Annotated in this window: 12 protein-coding genes and 1 riboswitch; of the genes, 7 read left to right on the top strand and 5 right to left on the bottom strand. The window is 36.2% G+C overall.

The window, feature by feature from the left end:
* Positions 1-109: 109 nt before the first annotated feature.
* Both DM447_RS14965 and DM447_RS14970 read left to right on the top strand, forming a co-directional pair.
* On the top strand, positions 110-1,183 hold the full coding sequence (locus DM447_RS14965) for a YkvI family membrane protein (protein ID WP_112181991.1): 1,074 nt from the start codon (positions 110-112) through the stop codon (positions 1,181-1,183).
* A gap of 111 nt (positions 1,184-1,294) precedes the next feature.
* Positions 1,295-1,984, top strand: a complete 690-nt coding sequence (locus DM447_RS14970) for a TerC family protein (RefSeq protein WP_112181992.1) — start codon at positions 1,295-1,297, stop codon at positions 1,982-1,984.
* 40 nt (positions 1,985-2,024) lie between these two features.
* Here the strand turns inward: DM447_RS14970 and thiT are convergent, their stop codons facing one another.
* The gene (gene thiT, locus DM447_RS14975) at positions 2,025-2,588 is read right to left on the bottom strand and encodes an energy-coupled thiamine transporter ThiT (protein WP_112181993.1); all 564 of its coding nucleotides are present in this window, start codon (positions 2,586-2,588) and stop codon (positions 2,025-2,027) included.
* 64 nt (positions 2,589-2,652) lie between these two features.
* Positions 2,653-2,753, bottom strand: a riboswitch (TPP riboswitch).
* Between the two features lie 192 nt (positions 2,754-2,945).
* On the opposite strand from thiT, the gene DM447_RS14980 reads away from it, so the two are divergent.
* Positions 2,946-3,341, top strand: a complete 396-nt coding sequence (locus DM447_RS14980; protein WP_112181994.1) for an SET domain-containing protein — start codon at positions 2,946-2,948, stop codon at positions 3,339-3,341.
* 53 nt (positions 3,342-3,394) lie between these two features.
* Here DM447_RS14980 and DM447_RS14985 read toward each other — a convergent pair whose 3' ends face one another.
* From DM447_RS14985 to DM447_RS15000, 4 genes are all read right to left on the bottom strand, one after another.
* Positions 3,395-4,033 (bottom strand): DUF3889 domain-containing protein, encoded by a 639-nt coding sequence (locus DM447_RS14985; RefSeq protein WP_112181995.1) that lies wholly within the window; start codon positions 4,031-4,033, stop codon positions 3,395-3,397.
* A gap of 138 nt (positions 4,034-4,171) precedes the next feature.
* Complete coding sequence (locus DM447_RS14990) at positions 4,172-5,602, bottom strand: flavin-containing monooxygenase (RefSeq protein ID WP_112181996.1); 1,431 nt, start codon at positions 5,600-5,602, stop codon at positions 4,172-4,174.
* A gap of 475 nt (positions 5,603-6,077) precedes the next feature.
* On the bottom strand, positions 6,078-7,424 hold the full coding sequence (locus DM447_RS14995; RefSeq protein ID WP_162632662.1) for an IS4 family transposase: 1,347 nt from the start codon (positions 7,422-7,424) through the stop codon (positions 6,078-6,080).
* Positions 7,425-8,180: 756 nt separating this feature from the next.
* Complete coding sequence (locus DM447_RS15000; protein ID WP_112181998.1) at positions 8,181-9,749, bottom strand: bifunctional GNAT family N-acetyltransferase/carbon-nitrogen hydrolase family protein; 1,569 nt, start codon at positions 9,747-9,749, stop codon at positions 8,181-8,183.
* 287 nt (positions 9,750-10,036) lie between these two features.
* Here DM447_RS15000 and DM447_RS15005 point away from each other — a divergent pair, with 287 nt between their 5' ends.
* The 4 genes from DM447_RS15005 to DM447_RS15020 all read left to right on the top strand — a co-directional run bounded on the left by DM447_RS15005 (position 10,037) and on the right by DM447_RS15020 (position 15,237).
* Positions 10,037-11,173 carry a diguanylate cyclase gene (locus tag DM447_RS15005; protein ID WP_162632664.1) on the top strand — a complete coding sequence of 379 codons (1,137 nt, stop codon included), beginning with the start codon at positions 10,037-10,039 and terminating at the stop codon, positions 11,171-11,173.
* A gap of 280 nt (positions 11,174-11,453) precedes the next feature.
* Entirely contained in the window at positions 11,454-12,110 is a 657-nt protein-coding gene (locus DM447_RS15010; protein ID WP_112182000.1) for an ABC transporter ATP-binding protein, read from the top strand.
* 42 nt (positions 12,111-12,152) lie between these two features.
* Positions 12,153-12,527 carry a hypothetical protein gene (locus DM447_RS15015; RefSeq protein WP_112182001.1) on the top strand — a complete coding sequence of 125 codons (375 nt, stop codon included), beginning with the start codon at positions 12,153-12,155 and terminating at the stop codon, positions 12,525-12,527.
* 106 nt (positions 12,528-12,633) lie between these two features.
* Entirely contained in the window at positions 12,634-15,237 is a 2,604-nt protein-coding gene (locus DM447_RS15020; RefSeq protein WP_112182002.1) for an ABC transporter permease, read from the top strand.
* Positions 15,238-15,308 lie beyond the last annotated feature (71 nt).

The following is a 15,308-nucleotide window of genomic DNA, read 5'->3' on the forward strand; positions in this document are numbered from 1 at the left end:
GATAATAAATTCATCTTTAATTCGAGCCATCAATTGCCTTCTATTTTGATGTGTAAAACAACATATTTTGTAAAGCCTATGTACTGATTAGCATTTGGAGGGAATTGAAATGAACAATGAATCATCTACACAGATTAATGTATTTAAAGTGGCGGCAACTTACATTGGAACCGTTGTCGGGGCTGGTTTTGCTTCCGGGCAAGAAGTCCTCCAGTTTTTTAGTGCATATGGAATAAATGGCCTATTTGGACTTACCTTTGCAACGCTCTTGTTTTTCTTTTTCGGCTATACGATTTTAGTAATTGGTAAAGCATTAAATGTTAGCTCTTATGTAGAGGTAGTGCGATTTACTAACGGAAAAATTATTGGTACGATCATCGATATTATTATTACAGTCTTTCTATTCGGTGCTTTAGCAGCCATGATAGCTGGAGCCGGTGCAATCTTTGATCAACAATTTCAGTTAGCCTCCTTATGGGGGACGATCTTAATGGCAATTATTTCACTACTAACTGTTATAACTGGAATGAAAGGTGTTATTAATGCCATCAGTTATGTTGTTCCAGTATTATTAGTTTCTGTTCTTTTTATCGCTATCTATAGTATCTCAATAAATCCAATTACAGCTGCAGATTTACAAGTATCGAAGTCCATTGAAGGCGCTGCACCAAATTGGTTCATTTCTGCTCTTAATTACGCTTCTTATAATCTTGTGATTGCCGTTGCAGTATTAGCACCAATGGGGGCGAAAGCTAAAAATAAAAAAACCCTACTATGGGGGGCTTTATTAGGTGGATTAGGTTTAGGGATAGGGATCATTGCTATTTTTTTCAGTATTTTAACGAATTTAGATAGTGTTTCAAATGTGGAAGTGCCCATGATTCTTATAGCTTCTAAAATTGCTCCATTTATTCAACTAATTTTTGCTATTGTATTATTTGCTGAAGTATATACCACTGCGGTCGGAAATTTATATGGATTTGTTTCAAGAATGAACTTTATCGCTGCACGCTTTCGAATTTGGGTGATTGCAGGCACAACACTAGCAGCTTTTTTATTCAGTCAAATTGGCTTTTCTGCTATGGTTAAATACTTATATCCTACTGTTGGTTATGGAGGTTTTCTATTTTTTGCGGGGTTAATTTATGTATGGATATTTAAAAGAGAACAATTAAAAGAATAAATACTTTAAAAAACTTCTACTTTTTTTGGTTTACTATTTCAAGTTTCTTCATAGAATTGGTTATGGACAACTTAGCTTATCCATCTTAAATTTCTGTAGGAGGAACAAAAAGTGGACTTTTTCCCATTACTATTCTCAATAACACCTGTTGCGACGATTGCATTATTAAAAATTATTGCAATTGACATTGTTCTTTCCGGTGATAATGCTGTTGTGATTGCAATGGCCACCAAGTCTTTACCAAAAAGACATCAAAATAGAGCAATACTTTTAGGCACGATTGGCGCTGTTCTGCTCCGAATATTTTTTGCAGTTATTATCATTTATTTAATGCAAATTCCTTTTGTAAATGTAATTGGTGGTTTATTACTTCTTTGGATAGCGTATAATTTACTTGTTGAAAAAGAAGAGGAAGCTACCATTACCTCACATACTGGTTTATTAAAAGCTGTTTCGACAATCATTGTTGCAGATGCGGTAATGAGTCTGGATAATGTTGTTGCTATTACAGGTGCGGCGCATGGGGATATTCGTATGATTATCATTGGGGTGATGGTTAGCATTCCTATTATGATATTCGGATCGAAACTAATCGTAAAAGTATTAGAAAAATATCGTTGGATAGCTTATATTGGTGCTGGTATTCTTGCGTGGACAGCCGGGGAAATGATTTTGACGGATCAAAAATTAATAGACTTACTTGATCTCTCTAATGGCTTATTTAACTATTTAATTGTTGGCTTCCTAACGCTAACTATTTTACTGCTTGGTTATATTAAAAGCGCAGCAGACAGCTATTAGTTTTAACTCCCCATTTATAAAACGGGGAGTTAAAACTAGTTTATTTTCGCTCAATTAATCTCGGAGTAGTTCCGATCAAAAGCACCAATAAGATCGCGCATAAAACAAAGGCACCCAACATGGTAATCCCGTTTGTAATCAATGAAAACAACACCACGTTCATATCATCAGGCGCGTATTCTCCCCAAAAAATAAATCCAGCAACAAAGTGCCAAAAGTAACGTGCAACAGAACCAACAAGTGTCGCGGTAATAACCCAAAATAACACTTTTTTCTTTTTCCCCATCTTCAGGTTCGATTGAATGACTTTATAAAATAGACCTGCAAAACCAATAAAAGCAAAGGCAATAAAATATTCAATAAATGCCTGAAGTGGAGTTAGAATATAGGCATCACCCAAGATAACTTGTAAAATACCCCAGATAAAGCCAGAAATTAAACTAACCCTAATCCCCCATCGAAACGCTAAAATTAAAATTGGAACCATAGCAAAAGAAATTGAAATCGATGGAGAAAGCCGAATCGACGGAAGTAAATCAAAAACAAACGCCAATGATGCAAAAAAGGACGCCTCAATCAACATAATTAAACTTAATTTTTTCATAAAAAAAACTCCCCTTTTTTAAACAAAAAACCTCAAGGGAGAACAGATATGTAAACGCAAATCTACATATCACGATCCACATTCCTGCGCTAGCATTAACTAACAGGTTCGAAGGGTTAGAACAACGTGTTCACTCTCAGCATTTTAGCTCCCCTTGTGGTTTTGCTTATTTGATTTTCGGGTTCATCATATCATAAGATAATGAATTTGTCATACAAAATTTAGGATGTTTTTTTAAAAAGGCCATAAATCTATTAACTTTTATAAATTTCAAGTACAACCAGTTGCGTTCGCTAATAGCAACTGTCAAAATAGAGTACATATGAATAAAATAAAAGGAAATCGCAGGTGACCTAAATGATTGAGATAAAGACATCTACATTAAGCGACGGGGAATTCAATCGAGGCGTATTCGCTACACGCGACATAAAAAAAGGAGAAACAGTACATATTGCACCTGTTATTCCTTATCCAAACAAGGAGCACGAACACATAGAACAAACAGTACTGGATGATTACGTATTTGAATATGGTAAAAATCATACCGCGGTTGTTTTAGGATATGGCATGTTGTTTAATCATTCCTATACTCCAAATACCGATTACGATATAAACTTTCCAGATCATACCTTTGTATTTTTTGCTCACACAGATATAAAAGCTGGTGAAGAATTGCTAATTAACTATAATGGTGATGTTAATAACAATGACCCCTTATGGTTCAACATGAATTTTGATGAATTGAATAAATGATTAAAAAATTGAAAGCTCAATCCGCATTATACGTGGATTGGGCTTTTTCAATCTTATATTTCTTTAATATCAAAGGATTCAACACGATTAGTGTTTGAATTATAAATTACCGTGCCTTGGATTTTAACTCTTTCTTGAGGTGATTGTAAAATATAGTGATAGATTTCCTTTGTTTGATTTGGTGCTGGATTTGTTTTCTTAACAAAATTATATTCTGTTATATTATAATTCGGATAAGCTACCTCAGTAACTTCCAATAAATATTTTCCCCATTCTGCTTCCTCTACTTCTGGTGAAGATTCAAATTCAATATTTATTACGCCAACCGCTGGATCTGCACCTAATGCTTCAAATGCCTTTCGGTGTAGGTTAATTTTATCAGCTGGGAATCCAGGTACTTTATCAACAATTGTCACAATAACTTCTCTTAAAGTTTGGGAGAAAAGCTCACGTATCTTTAACGTTTGCCCACATTGATAAGGCGAATTCACACCTACAGCTGCTGTCATATATTCATTATGAGACCAAGGCATACCACATTGCGTAACACGTCCTCCTTCTGTCCATGTTGCTTGGCCTCTTGTGAATGGTTGCCGCCCCCAGTAATTTAATTGTTGTGGATATGGATGTAAATATGGAGACTCTCTATAAAACTGATTTAACGATTGATATTGATTATAATATGGATACATCATTTACCTCCTAGTTTTAGACTAGGATAGTTTATGTTTTATACAGGCGTATTTGTGATTAATTCAGAGACATTCAGTATATTCTCGTAATCAAAAAAAAGCCCCATCCACCTTTCATCTGGATAGGACCTAAAGATATTAATGAGATTGATTACTTGTTTCCAGCCATTCTCCTACAAATTCTTCTTCATCATAGTCAAAGAAATTCTTCATAATGTCTTCGCGATCATCAAGAAAAAGTTGATTAGAAATTTCTTCTACTAGATTAGGTATACCAAAACGCATCCCTGAAAGTGCGGAAGCTGAGATCCCACAACTTATTAATGCGGAATAATTAAAAGCAAATAATCCATGTAAACGTTTCTTCCCTTTTTCATCTCGGCTTATAAAGGCAAAGCCAGGGCTTAGGTATGGATGCGCGTCTAACACAGGATTTGCGACTTCATCTGGTGCATCATAAAAATCGCCCCAGCGGGCAATATGGTTTTCTACAAGTTTCAACTCTGGTCGTAAAGCTGGATCGGTTAAAAGACCGGTACTTATAATAAGAAAATCAAAATAGTATTCACCCTGAGGCGTTTTAACTAATGCACCTTCATCCTTCTGCTCTACACTTAACCACGGTGCACCTAAGTGTAGATTAAAACCTGGCCAGGATGTTGCACGACTAAATGTATCATTTGTTGGTGGTTGATTATGCTTAAAGAAATGAGAGATAGCAGCATATTTATCTGCATCAGACAAGGCTGGGAAACGTTCAATTAATCCAGAAGCCTCCATTTGTCGAATTGGATTTATACGTGGCATCTTTTTTCGACGGACAAATACATGTGCTTGATCAACACCTTCTGTTAATGCAAAATTAGCATTATCAAAAGCAGATGCTCCACCACCTAAGACAGCAACCTTCTTGCCTCTTAGTTTTTTAAAATCAATTGGTTTCGATGTGTGTGCATAAAGATGACTCGGCAAATTATCTGAAATCATTGGCGGAACATACCACTGGCCACCACCTTGAATCCCAGTAGCTAGAACTACTTTACGTGCAAGTATTGTATCTGAGGGTGCTCCACTACCTTCAATATGTAGTCGATGTAAGCCTTCTTCTACTGGCTCTATAAGATTTAACTTCACTTTATTTATAACAGGTAAATTCAAAACTGTACGATACCAACGAAGATAATTCATCCAATCACCGCGCGGAATCTTATCAATTGCTTCCCATTCTTCTGGTCCAAATTGTGCTTCCCACCAAGAACGGAATGTTAAAGATGGAATACCCAAATCAATTGAAGTTAACTGTTTAGGGGTACGCAACGTAACCATTCGAGCATACGTTTCCCAAGGTCCTTCCAATCCATCAGGGTTTTCATCAATGACTAAAATATTCGATACTCTCTCACGAAGAATTCCAAAAGCTGCGGCTAAACCACTTTGGCCACCTCCAACAATTATCGCATCATAGACATGACCTTCTTTATGGTCAAGTGGGCGTACCCAGTCAGAACCACCAAACGCAAGATAGGAAAGGTCGGTTTTCACTCGTTTGTTTAATTCTTCTAAACTCATGATTTTCATTCCTCTCTTCGGTTTCTATATCTAAAAACTCACTTTTAACGTGAAGAAGATTAACATTATTTGTGATTATAATACTATTTTAACATTTCTGATAACTTTATCGTATGTATACTATATCTAAATTTCCTTTTGTAAATTGTTTAAAGTTACTAGCTCCATTTTCTCATTAAATAAACTTGCTAATCGTTGACTGTTTTAGTTTGTATTATAGCTGTTATATTGCATTAAGCTTTTAAAAATGATTTATTACTAAATAAGCATAGACTCTGTCGTAACGTGCTGTTACATTTCGCTCTAAAAATACACTACGCTTTCCGCGGGCACGGCTCATAGCCGTCAAGCTAAGGATAAAATATAGAAAAACAAAACAGTGTCCAAACAACTTTTTACTAAATATTGAATTATTTTACAACAAGGTAAATAAGAAGCGTTTCCTGCTTTATTGTGGAAATTTTATACAGTTGTTCTATGCTGCTTTAACGGTTCTTTCATACGCAAGATTTAGAATATCAAAAGGACTCTTATGCTTATAGCGATGATCTTTCCTTCCATGCCTGTAGACATTTTGATAGATATTCTTTATCAATGTAATAAAGGAATCGCTATGATACAACGCTTGGCCTTGATCCTCTTCAATGGCACTTTTCACATGATCGATAGATTTGAACTCACTGCTTTCGATCTGATGCTTCTGATAAAGATAATACCGACATTGAAAAGCAATCATAGATGATAGAAGAATATGAATTAACGTACCATATAAATGGCACGCAAACCGTTCAGGATTCATTGCGCGCACCTTGTCGATATGAAACAATGATTTCCATGTTTTAAATAGAATTTCCACTTGCCAACGCAACGAATAAATCGGATATAGCTCTTGCATCTCTACCTGATCCGATGTTATATTGGTGGCAAGGATTTGGATTTGATTTTTTTTGGTGGCGGATTGGGTGTGACCCCCTTTCCGCCTTCTCTTTTGTAAATACCCCTCTCTTTTCTTTTTTTGTTCCTCGGTTAATTGTTGCACGACCAGACGTGTTTGGAGTGTGTTTTTCCCTTTCTTTCCGATTTGAATGTGCCCATAATCTATCGCTTCTCCATGTTCCAATTTTTTTGCATCTTCTTCTGGTTTGATTTGCATCATCTTCCCTTTTTTATCCCATGTCCAAAACGTCATATTGGCAGGGACACGTGAGATATAAAAGCCACCTGCACGATCTATTTTCTTCAAGTGTTCCCCAGAAAAGTAACCCAAATCGCGCAAGATAAGATCTCCTGGTTCAATTGTGTCTGCCAATTCCCGTGCTGCATGTTGGTCGCTTTTTGTTTGGTCATAAAGGAATGTATGCAGAAATTTCCCTTCAAATAGTTCATATTCTAATTGGATTTTGGCACCATCCGGGTGATCTGGATCATTTTTAGGTACACCAAAAGAAGTGGCGTCTAAAATACGGATACGAGAAAATAAATGATCTATATATAATGGACGCATAAAAATAGCTTGTTGTTCAGCTAGTTGATTAAAAATCCCCTGGAGAAAGGCAACACCTTTCGCATCGAAACGTTGATGTAGGGCCTGTTTAGATATATCCGCACCGGATATGCGCGTGATACTTGAACATAGATTCCCCAAACCACTAGAGCCTACTGTTTCTTTTAAAAAGGCACAAATACTTAAGAAATCTTCTGGCTTTAATTTATTTTGGCGTTGAACAAAGCCTATTTCACGCGCCCATTGACGCACCTCAGAGACTGATAACACTTGATGAATGCCTTGAATAAATGGCTCCATTTCTTTCTTGAAATACATCGACATCCCCTCCAAATAACTATTTCTTATCCGTTAGGGTATCGTATTTTTCTAGTTCTTTAAACCGTAGTGCTTAGCTTGACGGCTATGGGGCACGGCTTCAGCTAACTAAGTAAAGCAAAAGACGCTTTACTTAGTGGATCTTCAGACTCGTGCTGTTCCCGCAGGAGTCGTAGTGTATTTTAACCGCTAGTTGGAAATATGCATTAAGGGGATTAGACCAACAATAACAATACAAATTATGATCCAGCAGATTATTTATTCCGAAAAAAAGTCATAAACCGCTTATCAAGTAACTGTGTACTTATCTTTTTCAGTAAAGTGTTGCATTAACGTCTCTTCGGAACAGAAAACTACACTAAGCTGCAGAAAAATACGAGATCCTTGAAAATAAAAAGCGATTTTCTGCGTGCGTTGTAAATTCATAGAAGTTTTTTCAGAGTCCTGTGGGAAAGGAACATTCTGAAGACCCCACAGTGAGCGTTTTTTGGACCTGCGATTACTCGGCCCATCGAAAACATTTGCTCACGAGGAGGCTGAAGCGTTCCCCACGGAAAGCGAGTGTTTTTCTGCAGCGCTAGACCAACTCTTTTCTTGGAAAGATAGAAAAGGACCACTCTAAACTTACCACAGAGTTTCTCTCAAGTTCGCAAGATGGAGCGCAATGATGCTTATGAAAGGCGAACCACATTTCCTAAGCTTGTTAAAAAAAGCCCGCTAGTAGCTTTTGCTAATGGCGGACTTTCTCATAAAAACTTATTTTAAATGTTTCACTTCTGTTTCAATGTTTTTGTAATTAATTTCGAATAAATCTTTTCTACGATCTCGTAATTGACGAACTGTTCCTGATTTACGTTGTCTACGCAAGATTTCTAAGTCGACATCACCGACTACTACTGTTTCGATATTAGGGTGACATTCTCCAATAATTCCATCCCGTGCAAATTCAAAATCAGATGGAGTAAAAATCCCGGATTGTGCATACTGGATATCCATATTTTCTACCTGTGTTAAGTTACCAACTGTACCTGCAATAACGGTATACACTTGATTTTCAACAGCACGGGCTTGTGCACAATAGCGTACACGTAGATATCCTTGCCGATCATCTGTACAAAACGGGACAAAGATAATATTTGCACCTTGATCTACTGCATAACGAGAAAGCTCTGGGAATTGAATATCATAACAGATTTGAATGGCAATTTTACCACAGTCTGTATCAAATACTTTTACAACATCTCCTGGCTTGATTCCCCACCATTTTTTCTCATTTGGTGTTACGTGAATCTTATATTGTTTCTCAATCGTACCATCACGACGGAACAAATAGGCAATATTATAAATATGGTCATCTTCTTCAACAAAATGGGAACCACCTATAATATTCACGTTATATTTAACAGCTAGATTTGTAAAAAGTTCAATGTAATCTTCTGTATATTCAGCTAGTTTTCTAACTGATTTAGAAGGAACCTTCTCTTCTAAAAATGACATTAGCTGCGTCGTAAAGATTTCTGGAAATACAGCGAAATCGGAACCGAAATCATAGGCCACATCTACATAATATTCAACTTGTGTAGCAAACTCTTCAAACGATTCTATATTCTTCATCATATATTGGATAACAGTAATTCGGACAGGGTAAGCTGTTTTAAAATGTCGTTTTGTTTTTGCATGATAATCAACATTATTCCATTCCATTAATGTAGCATATTTTGCTGATTGTTTATCATCTGGCATGTAGCCAGGATTTATCCGCATAACGGTAAAACCATTCATGTTCTGAAATGTTAGCACGGGATCGTGAATATTTTTGCTCATTACTTCTTCTACATATTCCCGTGGTGTTAATTCATGTTCATATTTATGATAATTAGGAATTCTTCCACCAATGATAATACTTTTCAAATTCAGTTCACGCGCTAATTCTTTACGCGCTTCATACATTCTTTTGCCGATTTTCATCCCTCTAAATGCCGGATCAACCATTACCTCAATACCATAAAGGTTATATCCTTCTGGGTCATGGTTTGTAATATATCCTTCATCTGTAATGTCATCCCATGTATGTTTATCATCGTACTCATCAAAGTTAATGATAAGACTAGAACTACTTCCAATTAACTTTCCATCATACTCTACACATATTTGTCCTTCTGGAAAGATAGCATGATGACTTTCTAAATGCTCAATTTCCCAAGGATCCATATTTGGAAAACATACAGCTTGCATCTGAATAATTTGTTCAAAATCATCTTTTCTAATATTTCTTACTTCCATTTTTTTTTCGAAGCTAGATAGATCTAATTTGTCTGTGGACATGATGCACCAACCCTTTCATAATCTTGTGATTCTTCTACTTCTATATTAAGGATGTGGCAAACCACCCACCTTACTCCATAGTTATCTCTTTATTATATCATTTACAATCCAAGTTAGAAAAGAAATACCCGTTCCTAGTTTTTTCAATGGATTAATATAAAGCAGAATTTTCATACGCTTAAAACTAATTATTTTATAGCAAAAATGATCGGGATATATTAGAATATACTTCTTATGTTCTTTAAAATAGCCTTGCAATTACTGAAAGGATCGTTTTCAACGTGATAATGTTTATTGAAGAATTCTTCTTAAATCTTACAGTCTTAATTTCATTTATATTTCTATATCATCAAATCTATCGTTCAAAATTTGTAACAACTTCAACACGAAACAGTCATTTATTTAGTCATAGAGGCATTCTACTTGGTATTGCAGGTGGGCTATTAGGTATTGTATTAATGCACTTTAGTATCCAAGTCGATGGTAATACGATAATCGACTTAAGAGTAATTCCATTAATGCTTGTTGCGCTATATGGTGGTTGGATTGCGACAACTATTACAGGAGCTAGCATCATCTTTTTCCGATTTCTAATAGGTGTTAATCTATCTTCCCTATCAAATTTACTCTTAGTGATCTTTTCAGCACTAATCTTTTTATTTTTTGCTAGTAGAATGAAAAACAGGTGGTTGTCTATTATCACGATGCTTGTTCTTAGTAATACCGTATTTTCGTTTATAACATATGCTCTAATTGCTGATTTTAAAGTTTATCTTACGATTAATGTTGCGTATTGGCTAATAACAATTACAGCTGGCATACTTGCTATCTCAATGAATAATCACTTACTCCAATCAAATAGGTTATTTAAAGAGTATGAAATGAACGCATTCATAGACCCATTAACTGGACTGAATAATGTAAGAAGTTTTGACCGTGCATTTAATGGAGCGAAACAAAGAATAGTTAAAAAGCAAGAAAATTTATCTATTTTAGTTATTGATATTGATCACTTCAAGCAGGTAAATGACACCTATGGACATCCCCAAGGTGATCTAATTCTTAAACATGTCGCCACACTCATTAAAGATAGTTGTCGTTCAGTTGATACTGTATCAAGAAATGGTGGTGAAGAATTTACCGTTCTAGTTACGGATCTTTCACATGTAAGTGTCTCGCAAATAGCTGAAAAAATCAGAAAAAATGTTTCGGAATATACCTTTTCAATAAATAATGACACCTTACATATTAACATTACCATATCAATTGGTGTCGCAACGTATCTTGTTAACACAGGTGATGTGGATGACTTGTATAGAAACGCAGATGCTGCATTATACAAGGCAAAAAATAGCGGTAGAAATATGGTCTGCTCCTACTCAGATATTGATAAAGATGGTAGTAACTACATCAAATTGGAATGACAACCAAAGCGTCCAAAGCACATATGGATATCCCAATTAGTTAAAATTAACGCAAGAGCTACTCAGTGGCACTTGCGTTTTTTTGGATTTGTGATCATTATTTTTCACTATTTGTGATTAAACTAAACCGTTCTAAAGCACAAAAGTGATGCGGGTATGAATCTCTGATTCTTTAATATCTAAATTAATTAGAAATATATATCGCTAATAATTGTTAAATATATTACTATTATTAGTAATGAAGTAAATAAATTCAATTTATTAGCAAAGGATGACTCATATGACTATCAAACTGCATAATACTTCTATTACATTTGACGGAGTAGAAAAAGTGGAAGCATTAAAAAACATTTCTTTAACAATAGAAGACAAGGAATGCCTAGCCATATTGGGTCCATCTGGCTCTGGGAAAACAACATTGCTCAATGTCATTGGTGGAATGCTTCCGCTTACTAGTGGAGAAATTCATATTGATGGACAAGCCATTCACGAGTTAAAAGCTAGTGAATTACAAACATTCCGAAGAACAAAAATCGGTTATATTTTTCAAGACTATCGGTTATTTGATCAATTCACCGTCTTAGAAAATGTCATGTTACCCCAATGGCCCTATGATTCAAAGGATACTATTGAAATAAAAGCACGTGCATTATTAAAAGAACTACAAATTAGTCATCGCGAAAAATCGTTTCCTGCTTTACTTTCTGGTGGTGAAAAGCAGCGGGTTGCAATAGCTAGAGCTATGCTTCATCAACCTGATATTTTATTATGTGATGAACCAACTGGAAATTTAGATGCAGATAATCGTAACAATGTGATGGGAATTATCGAGGAACTCAGAATAAAAGGCATAACCATCATTCTTGTGACACATGACCAAGAAGTTGCCAAGCGCGGTACCAGAGAACTATTTATTCGTGATGGTCAACTAGTTTAACTAATTATGGAAAAAGAATAAAAATGAAAGGAGGTGAATATTATGATTAAAAAAATAATTACCAGCGCATTCACTCTTTTTTTAATAGCAGGTTTTGCAGGAGGAGTAGGAGTAGATGCAGCAGCGAGTATTAGTCCATCAAACCAAACAATTTACGGGACTGATGCTTACGCAAATTGGACATTTGCTTGGACTTCCAGTTCTTACGCAAAGCAAGTATCATTTAACCCTGGTGACGGAACTGGATACAGAACGGCTAACTCTCGAACTAATTCATCAAGTATGACACATAAGCACGAATACAGCAGTAGCAGTGTTTCAAAACTTTATTACCCTAAAATAGCTGTATATGACCTAACTTCAGGAGCAACGGTAGGAACTGGATCTGCAACAGTACACAAACGTTTAAGTAATTAAATAATAAGGGTGATCTAAGTCATTAGATCACCCTTTCTTAAAATAGTAAAATCAGCTCAAGAAACGCGCTTATAATTTTCACTATTAACTATTAGGAGTGAATCATATGCACCGTCTAGCTTTCCTTCAACTAAATCGTAATAAATGGAAACATTTCCTCTTTTTTCTTGCACTATTACTCATTTTCATAACCGTTCCTCTTGCCTTGAATTCCCTTCAAGGTGCACATCAACAAGTGGAATCTGATATCACTTTCTATGCTAGAGGTAGCTATGATTTACTTGTTCGTCCAATGGATTCAGCGGATCCATTGGAGAAAGAACTAGGAATCGTCCCAGAAAACTACATCGGTTTTGGCAATGGTGGCATTTCTATCGCTACATGGGAAACGATTAAGAACCGTGAAGATATTGAAATTGCGGCTCCAGTAGCCTCACTCGGCTACTTTACTGGGGTTGAATCCACTTTCGGCGTCTATCCACCTGATGCGGATTACATGCGTTACACTTTGGAATTCGCAACTACCGATGGGGTTACGAGTTATCCTATTGAACCCACTTATATGTGTGCTTTGTTAAAATATGAGACAGAAATGTTTACTTATGAAAACATTATCAATCATGATAATTTACGAAATAACTGTGACGAAGTCCCTGCTTTTCCTCTACCCATTACCTATCATTTGGTTGTTGGTATAGATCCGACTGAAGAGGAGAAGTTAACTAACACTTCTTTCGCAAGCATTGCACCTGACTCTAGCTTAAACGGTACTGGATCGTGGTATACTGCCGATTATCCAAATGCAACACTTCTTCCTATCATTGAAGTGGTAGATGCAGCTACTTCTTTATCAACAAACTTATCTGTAGCTAAGCTTGGTTTATCACCTGATGATATTCTTCAATTCAGGGATCAATTAGGTTTAGTTGATGCTAGTGAAACGGAAGATCCAACTTTACCAACTAGTTTTTTTCAACAAAAAGACACGCCAGAGTACAATAATCTGATAGAAATCTTGTCCACACAAGATACAATTGAAAACAAAGACTACAATCTCAATTTATCCTCGCTGATCAATGCATTTGATCAAAATAAGCAAGGAATATACCTTACAGAAGATGGCGAATTAGATACCATTGAAAGTCATCCTGAACTTTTTGATCTGGGATATTCTATTTCTCAAGGTATGAGTGCAGCTAGCACATATTATCAAGCTAGCAAAACGCCATACCAGCTAACCGACGGGAAATTATCCGTTAATATATTAGACGTTAAAAATGGGGTTCCTATCTATCGGGATTTAATAAGGCATGGAAATACGATGGTGGAGGTATTTAATGATGATGCATTAACCCCTGAAGACATTGCATTCATTCCAGATCCCGTTGACACAGTAGTGATGGGAGAAAAAAATGCGCAACTAGCCGCAAGTCCGTTGGGTATTTATCAATTTGAACCAGCTAGATATATCGGAGAGGATAAAAAAGATTCAATAGAATTAGAACCAACCATGACACCTGGAAGTTTCGTTACTCCCTCTGCTAAAGGACTTACCAATATGGAAGCAGCAGTTACCGTAAAAGGGGAGGAAGCTATTGATGCTATTCGCGTAAAAGTAGCTGGTATCGATCAATATACAGACGAAGCGGCAGAAAAGATCGAAGCAATTGCCCAGGAGCTTCGTACTATGAACCTAAATGTTACGATTGTAGCAGGGGCTTCTCCGCAACAAGTAGAGGTTGACGTAGAAGGGATTGGGCTTGTGGAAGAATCTTGGACAACACTTGGAGCAGCAGGAACAATTGTTAGTGAATGGCGTATTACGAACGTTGTCTTATCCGTCCTTTTTGTTTTCGTTGGATGTGCCTACATTCTTAATCGTTTTACCTTCTGGCGGATTACTAAAGAAAATGACACACTGCTATTATCGCAACTTGGCTGGACTAATCACCATATTCAAGCGTTGTGGAGCAGAGAAGTTTTATATATTTTAGCTGGAGCAGCTATATTGGCTATCCCATTGTTAATTGGGTTATCGCAATTGGGCGGATTGACCACGGCCATATACCTATATCAGCTTATAGCTGTTATAACGACTACCGTCTTTGTTTGGTTCTTTGTTCGGAAAGCAATACCGAAAATGCTCCAACCATCGAAGCCAAAAAACATTTCGATAAAAAAAGAGCAGTCTACCAAGCGAAGATCATTAGTTAGTAGAAACATATACTATTATTGGAACTATATTGTCTCAACATTTATCCAGCTAGCAATCGTTAGTACGTTAGCAACTTTTGTCTATCTTGCAATCAATGAAACAGTTAAGCAAACAAATGCAACCGTTCTTGGTCAATATATTAACGTTCAAGTTAATCATTGGCACCTTATCTTGGTAGCCTCTGCATATATCCTAGCATTTATTACACTAATTGAAGCGTTAATGTCGTTATTTAAAATTCGTAAACAAGAAATAAAACAATTGTTATCTATCGGTTGGCAACAGAAAGACATCTTTACTCTCTACATGAAAGAGATTCTTCTATGGACCGGTTGCGCCTTATTGATCGGGAATTTAGCAAGTATCCTATTGTTTGTCGTATTATATACATTAAACTGGACTATTTTTATTGTTGCCGCCCTATCTTTTGCTAGTTTATACTTGTTCATTACGGTATTAGCAATGTTGGTCGTTTGGCGATACGTTAGCAAATAATCCCTCTCCCACCATACTTTTAAGCTCAATTACAAATGATACGCATCACATATTGAGCGGATCACGCCAAT

The sequence above is a fragment of the Paraliobacillus zengyii genome, assembly GCF_003268595.1.
GTDB classification, from domain to species: Bacteria; Bacillota; Bacilli; order Bacillales; family Amphibacillaceae; genus Paraliobacillus_A; species Paraliobacillus_A zengyii.

What these genes read in the sequence shown, in the direction of transcription:
- DM447_RS14965 (WP_112181991.1), top strand. Translation starts at nt 110, where the DNA reads ATGAACAATGAATCATCTACACAGATTAATGTATTTAAAGTGGCGGCA.
- thiT (WP_112181993.1), bottom strand. Translation starts at nt 2,588, where the DNA reads ATGAAAAAATTAAGTTTAATTATGTTGATTGAGGCGTCCTTTTTTGCA.
- DM447_RS14980 (WP_112181994.1), top strand. Translation starts at nt 2,946, where the DNA reads ATGATTGAGATAAAGACATCTACATTAAGCGACGGGGAATTCAATCGA.
- DM447_RS14985 (WP_112181995.1), bottom strand. Translation starts at nt 4,033, where the DNA reads ATGTATCCATATTATAATCAATATCAATCGTTAAATCAGTTTTATAGA.
- DM447_RS14990 (WP_112181996.1), bottom strand. Translation starts at nt 5,602, where the DNA reads ATGAGTTTAGAAGAATTAAACAAACGAGTGAAAACCGACCTTTCCTAT.
- DM447_RS14995 (WP_162632662.1), bottom strand. Translation starts at nt 7,424, where the DNA reads ATGTATTTCAAGAAAGAAATGGAGCCATTTATTCAAGGCATTCATCAA.
- DM447_RS15000 (WP_112181998.1), bottom strand. Translation starts at nt 9,749, where the DNA reads ATGTCCACAGACAAATTAGATCTATCTAGCTTCGAAAAAAAAATGGAA.
- DM447_RS15005 (WP_162632664.1), top strand. Translation starts at nt 10,037, where the DNA reads ATGTTTATTGAAGAATTCTTCTTAAATCTTACAGTCTTAATTTCATTT.
- DM447_RS15010 (WP_112182000.1), top strand. Translation starts at nt 11,454, where the DNA reads ATGACTATCAAACTGCATAATACTTCTATTACATTTGACGGAGTAGAA.
- DM447_RS15015 (WP_112182001.1), top strand. Translation starts at nt 12,153, where the DNA reads ATGATTAAAAAAATAATTACCAGCGCATTCACTCTTTTTTTAATAGCA.
- DM447_RS15020 (WP_112182002.1), top strand. Translation starts at nt 12,634, where the DNA reads ATGCACCGTCTAGCTTTCCTTCAACTAAATCGTAATAAATGGAAACAT.